The following is a 12,946-nucleotide window of genomic DNA, read 5'->3' on the forward strand; positions in this document are numbered from 1 at the left end:
GTCGCGAAACCGCTTTCGCGCATGATCCGTTCCGAGAGCCGTTATCCACGTTCCGGGATCATGCTCTGGCGTCGTCGCGCGAGGTCGCCGCGCGCAGCTTGAAATGGCCGTAGCAGGACGCGATCGGCTTGGCGGGGTCGGCCTGATAGGCCTGCGCCTCGAACGCGACGACGCGGCGGCCCTGCTTGACGATCGAGACTTTGGCGTAGGTGTCGAGCGGGCGGCCGGAGCGCAGATAGTTCACGGTCAGGCCGATCGGCTTCGGCGCGGTGGCGAGGCCGATCTCGCGATGAACGCTGACGATCGCCGCAGTTTCCAGAAACGCGCCGATCACCCCGCCATGCAGCGCCGGCAGGATCGGGTTGCCGACCAGTTTCGGATCGTACGGCATCACCGGCTGCGCGTCGGCGTTGACCCGGATGCCGAGAAAGCGTGGATAGGGACTGATCCCGAGCGGCCCGTCGGGGTCCTCCGGGGCCACCAGCGGCGGCGGGGTGTCGAAATGCACCTTCGGCGTCTGCCGCAGCATGTCGGTGTGGTTGGCGCCGATCATGAACATCGCGGTGGCGCTGGCGATCGGATCGGCCTCGGAGTCCTGATAGGCCGTGGCGCGGACGAAGGCGATCGACCGGGTGAGGTGATAGCAATGCGCGTGCGCGCGGATCGCCTGTCCGGGCGTCGCCGGCCGCAGATAGTCGATGCGCAGATCGAGCGTCGCGATCGCCGGCGTGTCGGGCAGCGCGAGCTGCACCGCCATGCCGCAGCTCTCGTCGAGCATCGCGGTGACGACGCCGCCGTGAATGACGCCGGTGCGGGTGTCGCCGACGAACACCGGATGATAGGGCAGGCTGCTCCAGGCCTGCGCCGGCGCGAACCGGTCGAGCTTGAGGCCGATGATGGCGCCGTGGATCGAGCGGCGGAGCTGGAGCATCCGGGCCTTCTCATCGAAGGAGATCGCGCGCGGTTCGCTGGAGGTGTCGGGCATGATGCCCATCTTGTAGCAAGCGATCCCGGCCACGGGAAGCGACCCCGATTGGATGCACCTGCAGGCTTTGTTTACGATATCGTGCGACGCTGCCGGATCGGTTCTGGTGTGGAGTAGCCCGGTGCGTGCAGTCGAGTTTCTTGTTCCCGTGCTCGCGGGGATCGTGGCGGCGTCGTCGGCGATGGCCGCAGACTATCCGCCGACATCCTACCGGCCCGCCTATCGATCCGCGCCGATCGCCTATCCGGCGCCGCGACTGGTCGGGATTCCCCAGGCGCCGCCGGTGATCTGGGTCGAGGCTCCGCCGCAATACGTCCAGCATCTGGTGCCGACCGGCGGCTGCGGCGGCTGCGGACCGCAATATCGCGTCGTGGGCGAATGGCGCCGAACCCCGCCGCCGTCGTTCTGGGACTCGATCTATCGCGACTACGGTTACTGATCGCGACAGCCGGCTGTCGCCGACGCAGCTCGGATTTTGCGATCATCGCTGCGCCGGTTTCAGGGAATCGCGCTATAGCTGAGCTTGGGGCGCGGCAAGCCGGATGCGGCCGGGCCGGTGAAGCTGTGAGGGCGGCATGGTTGCGGTCATTTTCGTGTTGGCGTTTCTGGTCGGCGCGCCGGCCTTTGCCGTGGCTGCCGATGCGATCGTCCGGGACGCCGCGACGCTGCAGCTCGGCGGCGTGACTTATCGGCTGGAGGGGATCGACGCCCCCGAGCTCGACCAGCGATGTATCAGCGAGTTCGCCGATCCCTCGACCTGCGGGATCGAGGCCCGCGACGCGGCGGTGAAGCTGATCGGCGGCCGCGCCGTCGCCTGCCGCGATCTCGGCCCGGACCCGGTGTTCAAGGGGCGCCGGATCGGCGCCTGCACGATCGCGGGCGACAATCTGAGCCAGCAACTCGTCAAGGCCGGACTGGCGCTGAGCGCGGACCCCAAGGGCCGCTTCGCCGCCGACGAAACCAAGGCCAAGGCGGATCGCGTGGCGTTGTGGAAGGGCTGCTTCGTCGCGCCGCAAAGCTTCCGGCAATGGAACAAGACCGCGCCGCTGCTCGGCGCCGCCTGCCGCGACGACCGGCAGGCCGAGATGCTCGACGTGATGTTTCCGGACATGCCGCCGATGCCGGACGGCTGCAACATCAAGGGCAAGCTCGCCAAGCGCGCCCGCATCACCGGCAATGTCGGGGTCTATCAACTGCAGGGATGCCCGAGCTACGCCAGCCTCGCCAAGCCGAACCGCTGGTTCTGCTCGGAAGACGACGCCAGGGCCGCCGGGTTCCGCAAGGCTTACAATTGCAGGATCAGCGCCAAGCGCTGAATTGGATGAAGCGGTCAGCCGCGCTTGCTGAAATCCGGTTTGCGCTTGGCGCGGAACGCCTCGACGCCCTCGGCGAATTCATCGCTGCCGAACGCCACGGCCTGAGCGAACGCTTCCAGCGCGAAGAATTCCTCGATCGGTCCGAACGCGCCGTTGACCAGCATCTTGGTCAGGCCGAGCGAGGTGGCGGGCCCTGCGGCGAGTTCCGCCGCGAGTTCGAGCGCCTCGCCGAGCAATTGATCGGCGGCCACGACGCGCTTGGCGATGCCGAGCGCTTGCGCCTCGTCGGGCTCGACGCGCCGGTTGGTGAGCAGAATGTCCTTGGCGCGCGATGCGCCGATCGCGCGCGGCAAGGTCAGCGCCAGGCCGAGATCCGGCGCGGCGCCGAGGCCGGGAAACGCGGCGCGGAAGTAAGCCTGGTCGGACACCAGCACGATGTCGCACAGCAGCGCCAGCGAGAATCCCGCGCCCGCCGCGGAGCCGTTGACCGCCGCGATCACCGGCTTCTCCGCGGTCAGCAGCCGCTGCGCCCAGGAATGCGTCGCCTGCATCCGCCGCCGCACGCGCGGCGCGTCGCGCTCGCCCATGTTGTTGATGTCGCCGCCGGCGCAGAACGACTGGCCCGAGCCGGTGATCACGAGACACCGCACCGACGGGTCGGTCAGTAATTCCGGAATACGGGATTCGAGGTGCTGCTTGACCGCGGGCTGCAGCGCATTGCGTGTCGCAGGGCTGTTGAGGCGGACGACCATCACGTCGTGATGGCGCTCGAATACGACGGCGTCGTCAGGCGCGGTCTCGGCTTGCATGTTTCGCTTCCCCGTTTTGTTGTTGTCCGAACTATACCGCAGCGCGCAGATTTGCGAAATCGATTTTCGCAATGCTAGACTTGCGGCGGACGACGACAAGCGCATCCAGCAACAAGCGCTCACGACAAGAAACGCACAGAACAAGAAACGCACAGGGTGGAATAAACCATGCAATTGACGTCGGGCCTTCGCAAGGCGACCGCGTTCCGCGCGGACCAGACGGCGATCGTCGCCGGCGAACGCAGCTTCACGCATGGCGAATTGCTCGATCGGGTGTCGCGCCTGGCGTCCGCGTTCCGCGCGTTCGGCGTCGGGACCGGCGATCGCGTCGCGATCCTCGCCGCCAACGGCCATCCTTATGTCGAGTGCTACTTCGCCGTGCTATGGGCCGGCGGCGTCGTCGTGCCGGTCAATTCCCGTTTCGCGCTCGCCGAAATGATCGAGCAGGTGAACGACGCCGAGCCGTCGATCCTGGTGTGCGATCGATCGTTTGCGGATGTTGCGGTGCAGATCGGCGAGGCCTGTTCGTGCCTCACCGCGATCGTGGCGGCTGCGGCCGCGGCGGGCCTGCCCGGCGTGTACGACTACGAGTCCGCGGTGGCGAATGCCGAGCCTTGCGACGATGCCGGGCGCGGCGGCGAGGATCTCGCTTGTCTGTTCTACACCGGCGGCACCACCGGCCGGTCGAAGGGCGTGATGCTCAGCCATCGCAATCTCTGGGTGAATGCGGTCGTCACCGCGATGTCGTTCGGCTTCGACGAGTCCACGGTGGCGCTGCACGCCGGCCCGCTGTTTCATCTCGGCGCCGGTGCGCGGGTCTATACGACGTCGATCATGGGCGGGCGGCACGTCGTGATCCCGCGCTTTGCGCCGACCGAGGTGCTGGAGGCGATCTCGCGGCACAAGGTGACGGTTGCGACCTTCGTGCCGACCATGCTCGGCATGATCCTTCAGCTACCGGATCTGGATTCCTACGATCTTTCCAGCCTGAAGCTGATCACCTACGGCGCTTCGCCGATGCCGGAGGCCGTGCTGCAGGAATGTCTGCGGCGTTTCCCGTCGATCAAATTCGGCCAATCCTACGGCATGACCGAATTGTCGCCGGTGGCGACGATTCTCGCGCCCGACGATCATCTGCCCTCGGCGCCGCGACGCCGCCTGCGCTCGGCGGGCCGGCCGATCGTCTCGGCGGAGGTGAAAGTGGTCGACGCCGAGGATCGCGAGCTGAAGCGCGGTGAGGTCGGCGAGATTGTGGTGCGCGGCCCGATGGTGATGATGGGCTATTGGCGCAAGCCCGAGCTGACCGCGGAGGCGCTGCGCGGCGGCTGGATGCACACCGGCGATTCCGGCTCGTTCGACGCCGACGGCTATCTCTACATTTCCGATCGCATCAAGGACATGATCATCAGCGGCGGCGAGAACGTGTATTCGATCGAGGTCGAGAACGCGGTGCTGACGCATCCCGAGGTGATGCAATGCGCGGTGATCGGAATCCCGCATCCGAAATGGGGCGAGGCGGTGCACGCCGTCGTGGTGCGGCGACCCGGTTCGTCGCTGTCGGCCGAGGAGCTGATAGCCTTCTGCCGCTCGGCGATCGCCGACTACAAATCGCCGCGCAGCGTCGAATTCCGCGACGATCCGCTGCCGCTGTCGAGCGTCAACAAGGTCAACAAGGCGGCGCTGCGTCAGCCCTATTGGAAGGACAAGCCGCAACCGCCGAGCTGAGACGCCGTGCGCCTGTCACGCGCCGAGCGCGGCGCTGATCCGCTTCGCCGCCTGCGCCAGCGCCGGCCCGTGCTGTTCGAGCAATTGCTGCGGCGACACCAGATAGGCCGGGCCGCCGAAGCTGAGCGCATACACCGCGCCGCCGGCCGGCGGGACGATCGCGGCGCCGACCGCATTGATGTCCTTGCGCCATTCGCCGGTCGACAGGCAGAAGCCGCGCCTGGCGATTTCGGTCGTCGAGCGCTCGATCGATTTCAGCATCTTCGGCCAATCCTCGCCGTGCTGCTTGCGCAATTCCGTGAACAACAAACGCCGCTCGTCGTCGCCGATCGCGGCGAGATAGGCCTTGCCCAGCGCCGTCGTCGCCATCGGAACGCGCGAGCCCGACGGCAGCCGCAGCCCGACCAGCGCATTGCCCTCGCAGCTCTCGATGTTCAGCATCGTCAGCCGCTCGCGGGTGCCGAGCCCGAGATGCAGATGGCTGGCCTCCGCCAGCTCGGTCATGATCGGCAGCGCGGCCTTGCGCACGTCGAGATTGGCCAGCGCTGCGTAGCTCAACGCCAGCGCGCGCGCGCCGAGCTGATAGGTCGCCGATCGCGGATCGTAGGACAGGTAGCCGAGCTGGATCAGCGTGTGCGTCATCCGCGAAATCGTCGGCTTCGGCAGGCCGGTGCGCTCGGCGAGTTCGCGGTTGCCGAGCGCGCGATCACCGGCGCGGAATGCGCCGAGCACGTCGAGCCCGCGCGCCAGCGCCGACACGAACAACCGGCCGCCGGCGTCGTCGCTGTCCGCCGCGCCGGCGCGCGGCCGCCGCGAGGCGCGTTGCAACGCCTGTTGCGCGGCACGGCGCTGCGCGCGCTCCTCGCTCGCCGGCGTCACCACGCTCCGCTCGGCGACCGTCTTGGCCGCCGGCCGGCGCGTAGTCGCGGAACGCCGCGTCGGTTTCTTGGCCGTCATCTGGTTCTCCAGCCCGCGCCGCCGCGCGATTGCGCCGCGCCGTACAAATTTGCGAAAATCGATTTCGCATATTGCGCGCGCCGGATGTCGGTGGCAAGCTGCCGAAAAATAGGAAACGTCCAGGAAACGTCCAATGCCGATCGATCCCGCCGCGCTGCGCGACTGGCCCATCCCCGACATCGAGCAGACCTATACCGAGCGCGACACCATGCTCTACGCGCTCGGCCTCGGTCTGGGCAGCGACCCGCTCGATCCGCATCAACTCCGCTACGTCTATGAGAGCGACCTTCAGGTCCTGCCGTCGATGGCCGTGGTGTTGGGCTATCCGGGATTCTGGCTCGGCGATGAGAGCACCGGCGCCGATTGGCGCAAGGTGCTGCACGGCGAGCAGGGGTTTGAGATCATCGAACCGTTGCCGCCGAAGGGCTCCGTGATCGGCCGCTCGCGGGTGACCGGCCTGTTCGACAAGGGCGCCGGCAAGGGCGCGGTGCTGCTGTCCGAGCGCGACGTGGTCGACAAGGCGACGGGCAGGCTGCTGTGCCGTCTGACCTCGACGACGATGCTGCGCGGCGACGGCGGCTTCGGCGGCGCCTCGGGTCCGTTGCCCTCTCCGCATCCGCTGCCCGATCGGCCCGCGGATCTGCAATCGCGTATCGCCACCTCGCCGCGCGCGGCGCTGATCTATCGTCTTTCCGGCGACTACAACCCGCTCCATGCCGATCCGGACATCGCCCGTAACGCCGGCTTCGACAAGCCGATCCTGCACGGGCTCTGCACCTTCGGCGTGGTCTGTCGCGCGCTGGTCGAGCTGTGCTGCGACGGCGATCCGAAGCGCCTGACGAAAATGCAGGTCCGGTTCAGCTCGCCGGTCTATCCCGGCGAAACCATCGTGACCGAAGTCTGGAAAGAGAGCGCGGGCCAGATGTCGTTTCGCGCCAGGGTCGCGGAGCGCGATGTGGTTGTGATCAACAACGGTCTTGCAACCGTTGCCGCCGCAGGAGCCTAGCGATGTCTCCCAGGCGCGCTGATCATTCCGCCAAAGGGAAAATCGCCGGGCGTCCTAATGATTGCAGCGCTGAGTTCATCGCTCGGCGCGCGGGTAGTAAGCGTGTGTTCACGTCGGATGACGTGCGCCCGGCATGGCTGATACATTTCATTGGGACCGCATCTCGATATCTCGTATAACTGCGCGGCGCGTTGCCACGATAACAACAAAACATGAGGAACGCCCTTGTCCATTACCCGACGTTCGTTTGGAATCGGCGCGACTGGCCTGATGCTCGGTACGGTCGCTGCTCCCTGGGTCCGCAAAGCCGGCGCAGCCCCTGCTCCGATCAGGATCGGCGTGATCAACTCGATGAGCGGCAGCCTGTCCGCCTACGCGCAGGAAGGCCAGCCTGCGTTCGAGTATATGATCAAGAAGATCAACGAATCCGGCGGCATCAAGAGCAAGGACGGCGCCAAGATCCAGCTGATCCAGGCCGATGACACCAGCCAGCCGGCCCGCACCGCGACCGAAGCGCGGCGGCTGATCACCGAAGAGAAGGTGCATCTGCTGACCGGCACCATCCTCAGCGCGCAGATGCTGGCGCTGACGCCGGTGCTGGATGAACTGAAGGTGCCGACGCTGTCGATCTGGGCCGGCGGGGCGCACTCGAACTACATGTTCTCGCTGGGCTACCCTTACGACCGCGGCTACGCCCAGACGATCAACGATTTCATCAAGTCGCTGCGCGACGACAGCAAGTTCCCGGTCAAGACCGCGGTGATGAGCTACTCGAACTACGAGGCCGGCCAGCAGGTCAACAAATTCCTGCTGGAGAAGCTGAAGGCCACCGGCATCGAGGTGATCGGCGAAGCGCCGCTCGACACCAAGGCGCAGGATCAGACCTCGGCGATGATCCGCATCCGCTCGCTGAAGCCCGACATCGTCACCGGCCTGGTGACGCCGCGCGACGGCATTCTGCTGCATCAGGCGCGCTACAATCTGAACTATCACAACAGCCTGTTCATCGGCGGCACCGGCGGCTACTCGGACCTGACGCTGTGGAAGGATCTCGGGCCGGAGATCGGCAAGGCGGTGCTGACCCGCAATCTGTTCGCGATGACCGGATTCAGCCCCGGCGCCAAGATCGATTCGATGCAGAAGATCGTCGCCGAACTGCGCGACGTCGCCAAGCTCGACCGCATCGGGCAGGGCGCCATCCAATACGCGCAGGGCGCCCGCGTGCTGCAGCATGTGCTGGAGAAGACCGCCTCGCTCGAAAGCGATGCGCTGATGGCCGCGCTCAAGGCCTTCGAAATTCCGGCCGGCCATCCCGATCTCTACATCGCCAAGCCGAAGGGACTGCAATTCGCCGACGATCGCCTGCCGAAGGACGGCTCCGCGATGATGGTGCAGTGGATGCCGGATCAGGCGCAGGAGGTGGTGTTCCCGAAGGAGTTCGCGCAGTCCGCTCCGCGTCCCAAGAGCTGAGCCGGTCGTGCCGCTGCTCGAGGTCGACAGAGTCAGTAAACGCTTCGGCGGCCTGCAGGCGCTGAATGATGTCAGCTTTGCCGTGGAGAAGGGCGAGATCCTCGGAATCATCGGCCCGAACGGCGCCGGCAAGACGACGCTGTTCGGCGTCATTTCGGGCTTCACCCCGCCGTCCAGCGGCGAGGTGAAGTTCGACGGCCGCCTCATCACCGGCGTGTCGCCGGACCGGCTGACGCGGCGCGGGCTGATCCGAAGTTTCCAGATCGTGCAGACCTTCGCCGACATGACGACGCTTGAGGTGGTCACCACCGCGGCGCTGACCCGGCGGCCGATCCGGCAGGCGACCGACTACGCGGCCGAAGTGCTGACCCGCGTCGGCCTCGGCGGCAAGCTCGATGAAACCCCGGCGACGTTGTCGCTGCAGGACAAGAAGCTGCTCGAAGTCGCCAAATGCGTCGCGACCGACCCGCAGTGCATCCTGCTCGACGAAGTGATGGCGGGGCTGACGATGGCCGAGACCGAGGCGCCGATGGCGATCATCCGCGAACTCAACCGCGCCGGCGTCACCATCGTGATGGTCGAGCACGTGATGCCGGTGATCATGCGAATGGCGACACGGATGGTCGTGATCAATTTCGGCGAGAAGATCGCCGAAGGCACGCCGGATTCCATCATCAAGGACCGCAAGGTGATCGACGCATATTTCGGAGAGCATCTCGATGCTTGAGGTCGAGGGGCTGGTCGCGGGCTACGGCGGATCGCCGATCCTGCGCGACGTGTCGATCAGGCTCGCCAGCGGCGATATTGTCGGGCTGCTCGGCGCCAACAACGCCGGCAAGACCACGCTGATCAATTGTCTGTCCGGCCTGGTGTCGCCGATGGCGGGCAAGATCCTGTTCGAGGGACAGGACATCACGCGCGCGACCTCGCAGCAGCGGGTCGAGCTCGGCATCATTCAGGTGCCCGAAGGCCGGCTGGTGTTTCCGGAGATGAGCGTGCGCGAGAACCTGCTGCTCGGCGGGTTCTGCGATCGCGCCAGGCCGCATCGGCCCGCGCAGATGACCAAGGTGCTCGAGCTGTTTCCGCGGTTGCAGGAGCGGCTGTCGCAGGCGGCGGGCACGCTGTCGGGCGGCGAGCAGCAAATGCTGGCGATCGGCCGCGGCCTGATGGCCGAGGCGCGCGTCCTGATGCTGGACGAGCCGTCGCTCGGGCTCTCGCCGCTGTTCGTCCAGTACATCTTCGAGATCATCGACCGGCTGCACAGTGACGGCCTGACGATACTGCTGGTCGAGCAGAATCTCAATCTGACGCTGCGGCACGCGCAGCGTTGCTATGTGCTCGAACGCGGACAGATCGCCGTCGAAGGCGACGCCGATGTCGTGCGCGACGATCCGCGAACGCGGCAAGCCTATCTGGGTCTGTGAGGAGACTGAAGTGAACGAACTCTGGCAGGCCTTGGCGCAAGGCGTTCTGATCGGAAGCACCTACGGGTTGTTGGCGCTGGGCATGGGGCTGGTCTATGGCGTCAGCGGCATCGTCAATTTCGCCCATGGCGATTTCATCTCGCTGGCGATGTTCATCTCGCTCGCGCTGTTCTCCGCCTTCGCGCTGGACCCTTACGTCTCGGTGCTGATCACCATCCCGGTGATGGCGGCGCTCGGCGCGTTGGTCTATCGCTTTCTGCTGCGGCCGATGGCGGGGCATCAGTTCCTGATGATCGTGCAGCTCACGCTCGGTCTCAGCCTGTTGCTGCAGAACGGCATCATGATGGTGTTCGGCGGCCAGCCGGCGCGCACCCCCTCGATCGTCGAATCCAAGCTGATCATTCTCGGCGACGTGGTGCTGCGGATGCCGCATGTGATCGCCTTCGTCGTCGCCTTCGCGATGGCGATCGGGCTGTATGTGATGCTGCGCTCGACCGATTTCGGCCGTTCGATCCGCGCCGTGCATCAGAACGCGCGCGCTGCGGCGCTGATGGGCGTCGACGTCGGCCGCGTCCAGGTCGTCACCTTCGCGATAGGCCTCGGCATTCTCGCGGTCGCCGCGGCGCTGTTGCTGCCGGGTACGCCGATCCAGCCGACCCAGGGCTTGCAGTACACCGTGATCACGCTGCTGGTCGTGGTGCTCGGCGGCATGACGAATTTCGTCAGCATCATGATCAGCGGTCTGGTGATCGGCATCGCCGAAGCATTCGGCACGGTCTATGTCTCGGACACGCTGGGGCGGCTGGTGCCCTATGCGATCTTCGTGCTGATCATGCTGTTCCGTCCGCAGGGGCTGACCTGGAGGACGTCATGATCGGCCAGGGCTTCTACAAGACGCTGGCGTCGCCGTGGCTGTGGGGTGCCCTGCTGCTCACCGCGGCGTTGCCGCTGATGCTGAACAGCTACTATCTCCATATCCTCACCATCGCGCTGGTCTATGTCGCGCTGGCCTCGGCTTGGAACATCGTCGGCGGCATGGCCGGACAGATCTCGCTGGCGCACAGCCTGTTCATCGGCACCGGCGCGATGCTGTCGACCGCGCTGCTGGTCAAGCTCGGCATCAATATGTGGGCGGGGCTGGTGATTTCCGCCGCGATCGCCGGGTTGCTCGGCGCGATCATCGCGTGGATCGATTTCCGGTTTCAGCTCGGCCATCTGTCGTTCGTGCTGATCACGCTGGCCTTCGCCGAGATGGCCGCGATCGTGGTCGAGGGCTGGGAATTCCTCGGTGGCGCGTCGGGCCTGCTGCTGCCGCGCGACACCGGTGACGTCTGGGCGTTCCAGTTCGGCGGCGTCCGCGGCGCATTCTGGGTGATGCTCGGGCTCGCCGCGACGATTGCGCTGATCAACGTCGCCATTCTGAACTCGCCGCTCGGCTATTATCTGCGCACCATCCGGGACAACGAGAAGGCGGCGCAGGCGATCGGCGTCGACGTGCTGCGGCACAAGATGATCGCGATGACCATCTCGGCGGTGCTGACCTCGATCGTCGGCACCTGTTATGTCCGCTATCTGACCTTCGCCGATCCCTATCTGCTGGCGTCGCCGCTGATCACCATCGAGATCGTGCTGTTCGCCACCGTCGGCGGGCTCGGCCGCGCCTTCGGCCCGGCGCTCGGCGCATTGCTGCTGGTGCCGCTGGGCGAAGTGCTGCGTGGCCAGCTCGGCGGCGCCGTGCCGGGGCTGCACTACTTCATCTATGGCGTCGTGGTGATCGTCGTGATTCTCGTCACGCCACGCGGGCTGCTGCCGCTGTTCGAAAAACTGGTGCGACGGCGCCGGCCGGCCGCGTCTTAAAGCGTTTCCGGTTCTGATCGAATCAGAACCGGCGCTCTAACTTATTGTCTGACACGTTGGCTTCACGGAGCCGGTCTCCGCTTCGCTCGAAGATGCGATAACGACATCGGCGCGGTTGCCCGCGCCGATTATTCGTCCGATCAGCGGCGGCGCATTTACTCGCCCGACACCAGCTTGATCCGCGGCGGGACCGCCTTTGCGAGCAGGCCTCGATAGGCCGCCAGATAGTCGAGCGCCATCCGCCGCGCTGTGAAGCGTTCCTCGAACCGTGCGCGGATCGCGGAGCGATCGAGATCTTCGAGTTGATGCACAGCCGTCACCGCGCTGGTCTCGTCCTCGACGATGAATCCGGTCAGTCCCTGTTCGATGATCTCGGGGACTGAGCCGCGGTTATAGGCGATCACCGGCGCGCCGCAGGCGAGCGATTCGATCATCACCAGGCCGAACGGCTCCGGCCAATCCAGCGGCAGCAGCAATCCCAGCGCGCCGCTGAGAAACTCGGATTTCTCCTGGTCGCCGATTTCGCCGATGAACTCGATCAGCGGGTGACGCAACATCGGCTCGATGACCTGTTCGAAATACTCCAGATCGGCCCGGTCGACCTTCGCCGCGATCTTCAGCGGGACATTGGCGCGGATCGCGATCCGGATCGCACGGTCGACGCCCTTCTCCGGCGCGATCCGCCCGAGTACCGCGAGATAGCTCGGCTTGCGGACCAGCGGCGTCAGCAGGTCGGCCGGAAGCCCGTGATGGATGGTGCGGATCCAGTTCGCCTTCGGCACCGGGCGCCGCTGTGAATCCGAAATCGACACCACCGGCACATCTGCGAAAGCCGCGAACACCGGCTGATGCTCGGGCAAATCGAGACGGCCGTGCAGCGTTGTAATGAAGGGCGTCGGCTGTCGACGAAACAGCGACCAGGGATAGTAATCGAGATGGAAGTGGAGGAGATCGAATTCCTCTTTGTCACACCGTTGTCTCACCTGCTCCAGCATGACCATGTGCAGCGCGTTGGCGTCGCGCACCGCGCCATCGAGGCGGAGCGCTCTCGGCCAGGTCGCCTCGAGTTTCGCCGACGTCGTGGAATCGCCGGAGGCGAACAGCGTCACGTCGTGTCCGAGCGCGACGAGTTCTTCGGTCAACCAATGCACGACTCTTTCCGTACCGCCGTAGAGCTTGGGCGGGATAGCCTCCGTCAGCGGAGCAACCTGCGCAATGCGCATCGACATGTCTCCTTCTTTCGCGGTGGAACAAAGCAGGATTTATCGAACGGCACCGGCATTGCCACGACGGGAACGATTTTGCAGATGCGAGGTTCCTAAGGAGCGCGCACTTCTTCCACCGTGCTGTCTTGTTGATGCCACTTCCCGATGTCCTTTTGCGTTCGCCCGTGAATC

General features: G+C 65.8%; 13 protein-coding genes. 9 read left to right on the forward strand and 4 right to left on the reverse strand.

What is annotated here, in order from left to right:
• Positions 1-58 precede the first annotated feature (58 nt).
• Positions 59-985: a PaaI family thioesterase gene (locus BMY71_RS04045; protein WP_092682440.1), complete on the reverse strand. Its 927-nt coding sequence runs from the start codon at positions 983-985 to the stop codon at positions 59-61.
• Positions 986-1,106: 121 nt separating this feature from the next.
• Here BMY71_RS04045 and BMY71_RS04050 point away from each other — a divergent pair, with 121 nt between their 5' ends.
• Together BMY71_RS04050 and BMY71_RS04055 are read left to right on the forward strand one after the other, a co-directional pair.
• Positions 1,107-1,424 carry a hypothetical protein gene (locus BMY71_RS04050; protein WP_092681918.1) on the forward strand — a complete coding sequence of 106 codons (318 nt, stop codon included), beginning with the start codon at positions 1,107-1,109 and terminating at the stop codon, positions 1,422-1,424.
• A gap of 136 nt (positions 1,425-1,560) precedes the next feature.
• Complete coding sequence (locus BMY71_RS04055; protein WP_092681920.1) at positions 1,561-2,301, forward strand: thermonuclease family protein; 741 nt, start codon at positions 1,561-1,563, stop codon at positions 2,299-2,301.
• Between the two features lie 14 nt (positions 2,302-2,315).
• On the opposite strand, the gene BMY71_RS04060 is transcribed toward BMY71_RS04055, so the two are convergent.
• The gene (locus BMY71_RS04060; protein ID WP_092681922.1) at positions 2,316-3,110 is read right to left on the reverse strand and encodes an enoyl-CoA hydratase/isomerase family protein; all 795 of its coding nucleotides are present in this window, start codon (positions 3,108-3,110) and stop codon (positions 2,316-2,318) included.
• A 168-nt stretch (positions 3,111-3,278) separates the two neighbouring features.
• Here BMY71_RS04060 and BMY71_RS04065 point away from each other — a divergent pair, with 168 nt between their 5' ends.
• Positions 3,279-4,835 carry a class I adenylate-forming enzyme family protein gene (locus BMY71_RS04065; protein WP_092681924.1) on the forward strand — a complete coding sequence of 519 codons (1,557 nt, stop codon included), beginning with the start codon at positions 3,279-3,281 and terminating at the stop codon, positions 4,833-4,835.
• Positions 4,836-4,850: 15 nt separating this feature from the next.
• Here BMY71_RS04065 and BMY71_RS04070 read toward each other — a convergent pair whose 3' ends face one another.
• Positions 4,851-5,792: an IclR family transcriptional regulator gene (locus BMY71_RS04070; RefSeq protein WP_092681926.1), complete on the reverse strand. Its 942-nt coding sequence runs from the start codon at positions 5,790-5,792 to the stop codon at positions 4,851-4,853.
• Positions 5,793-5,925: 133 nt separating this feature from the next.
• Here BMY71_RS04070 and BMY71_RS04075 point away from each other — a divergent pair, with 133 nt between their 5' ends.
• From BMY71_RS04075 to BMY71_RS04100, 6 genes are all read left to right on the forward strand, one after another.
• Positions 5,926-6,798: a MaoC/PaaZ C-terminal domain-containing protein gene (locus tag BMY71_RS04075; protein WP_092681928.1), complete on the forward strand. Its 873-nt coding sequence runs from the start codon at positions 5,926-5,928 to the stop codon at positions 6,796-6,798.
• A 225-nt stretch (positions 6,799-7,023) separates the two neighbouring features.
• Positions 7,024-8,268, forward strand: coding sequence for an ABC transporter substrate-binding protein (locus tag BMY71_RS04080; RefSeq protein WP_092681930.1), 1,245 nt, complete (start codon positions 7,024-7,026; stop codon positions 8,266-8,268).
• A 7-nt stretch (positions 8,269-8,275) separates the two neighbouring features.
• Entirely contained in the window at positions 8,276-8,995 is a 720-nt protein-coding gene (locus BMY71_RS04085; RefSeq protein ID WP_092681932.1) for an ABC transporter ATP-binding protein, read from the forward strand.
• Positions 8,988-9,692 (forward strand): ABC transporter ATP-binding protein, encoded by a 705-nt coding sequence (locus BMY71_RS04090; protein ID WP_011501560.1) that lies wholly within the window; start codon positions 8,988-8,990, stop codon positions 9,690-9,692. Before BMY71_RS04085 ends, BMY71_RS04090 begins: the two co-directional genes overlap by 8 nt.
• Positions 9,693-9,702: 10 nt before the next feature.
• Positions 9,703-10,566 (forward strand): branched-chain amino acid ABC transporter permease, encoded by an 864-nt coding sequence (locus BMY71_RS04095; protein WP_011501561.1) that lies wholly within the window; start codon positions 9,703-9,705, stop codon positions 10,564-10,566.
• The gene (locus BMY71_RS04100; RefSeq protein ID WP_092681934.1) at positions 10,563-11,549 is read left to right on the forward strand and encodes a branched-chain amino acid ABC transporter permease; all 987 of its coding nucleotides are present in this window, start codon (positions 10,563-10,565) and stop codon (positions 11,547-11,549) included. The genes BMY71_RS04095 and BMY71_RS04100 overlap by 4 nt, the downstream gene beginning before the upstream one ends.
• 155 nt (positions 11,550-11,704) lie before the next feature.
• On the opposite strand, the gene BMY71_RS04105 is transcribed toward BMY71_RS04100, so the two are convergent.
• On the reverse strand, positions 11,705-12,772 hold the full coding sequence (locus BMY71_RS04105) for a glycosyltransferase family 4 protein (protein WP_092682442.1): 1,068 nt from the start codon (positions 12,770-12,772) through the stop codon (positions 11,705-11,707).
• Positions 12,773-12,946 lie beyond the last annotated feature (174 nt).

Source organism: Rhodopseudomonas pseudopalustris, assembly GCF_900110435.1.
Lineage (GTDB): Bacteria > Pseudomonadota > Alphaproteobacteria > Rhizobiales > Xanthobacteraceae > Rhodopseudomonas > Rhodopseudomonas pseudopalustris.

Coding starts and splice junctions, on each gene's coding strand:
- BMY71_RS04045 (WP_092682440.1), bottom strand. CDS start 985: ATGCCCGACACCTCCAGCGAACCGCGCGCGATCTCCTTCGATGAGAAG.
- BMY71_RS04055 (WP_092681920.1), top strand. CDS start 1,561: ATGGTTGCGGTCATTTTCGTGTTGGCGTTTCTGGTCGGCGCGCCGGCC.
- BMY71_RS04060 (WP_092681922.1), bottom strand. CDS start 3,110: ATGCAAGCCGAGACCGCGCCTGACGACGCCGTCGTATTCGAGCGCCAT.
- BMY71_RS04065 (WP_092681924.1), top strand. CDS start 3,279: ATGCAATTGACGTCGGGCCTTCGCAAGGCGACCGCGTTCCGCGCGGAC.
- BMY71_RS04070 (WP_092681926.1), bottom strand. CDS start 5,792: ATGACGGCCAAGAAACCGACGCGGCGTTCCGCGACTACGCGCCGGCCG.
- BMY71_RS04075 (WP_092681928.1), top strand. CDS start 5,926: ATGCCGATCGATCCCGCCGCGCTGCGCGACTGGCCCATCCCCGACATC.
- BMY71_RS04090 (WP_011501560.1), top strand. CDS start 8,988: ATGCTTGAGGTCGAGGGGCTGGTCGCGGGCTACGGCGGATCGCCGATC.
- BMY71_RS04100 (WP_092681934.1), top strand. CDS start 10,563: ATGATCGGCCAGGGCTTCTACAAGACGCTGGCGTCGCCGTGGCTGTGG.
- BMY71_RS04105 (WP_092682442.1), bottom strand. CDS start 12,772: ATGCGCATTGCGCAGGTTGCTCCGCTGACGGAGGCTATCCCGCCCAAG.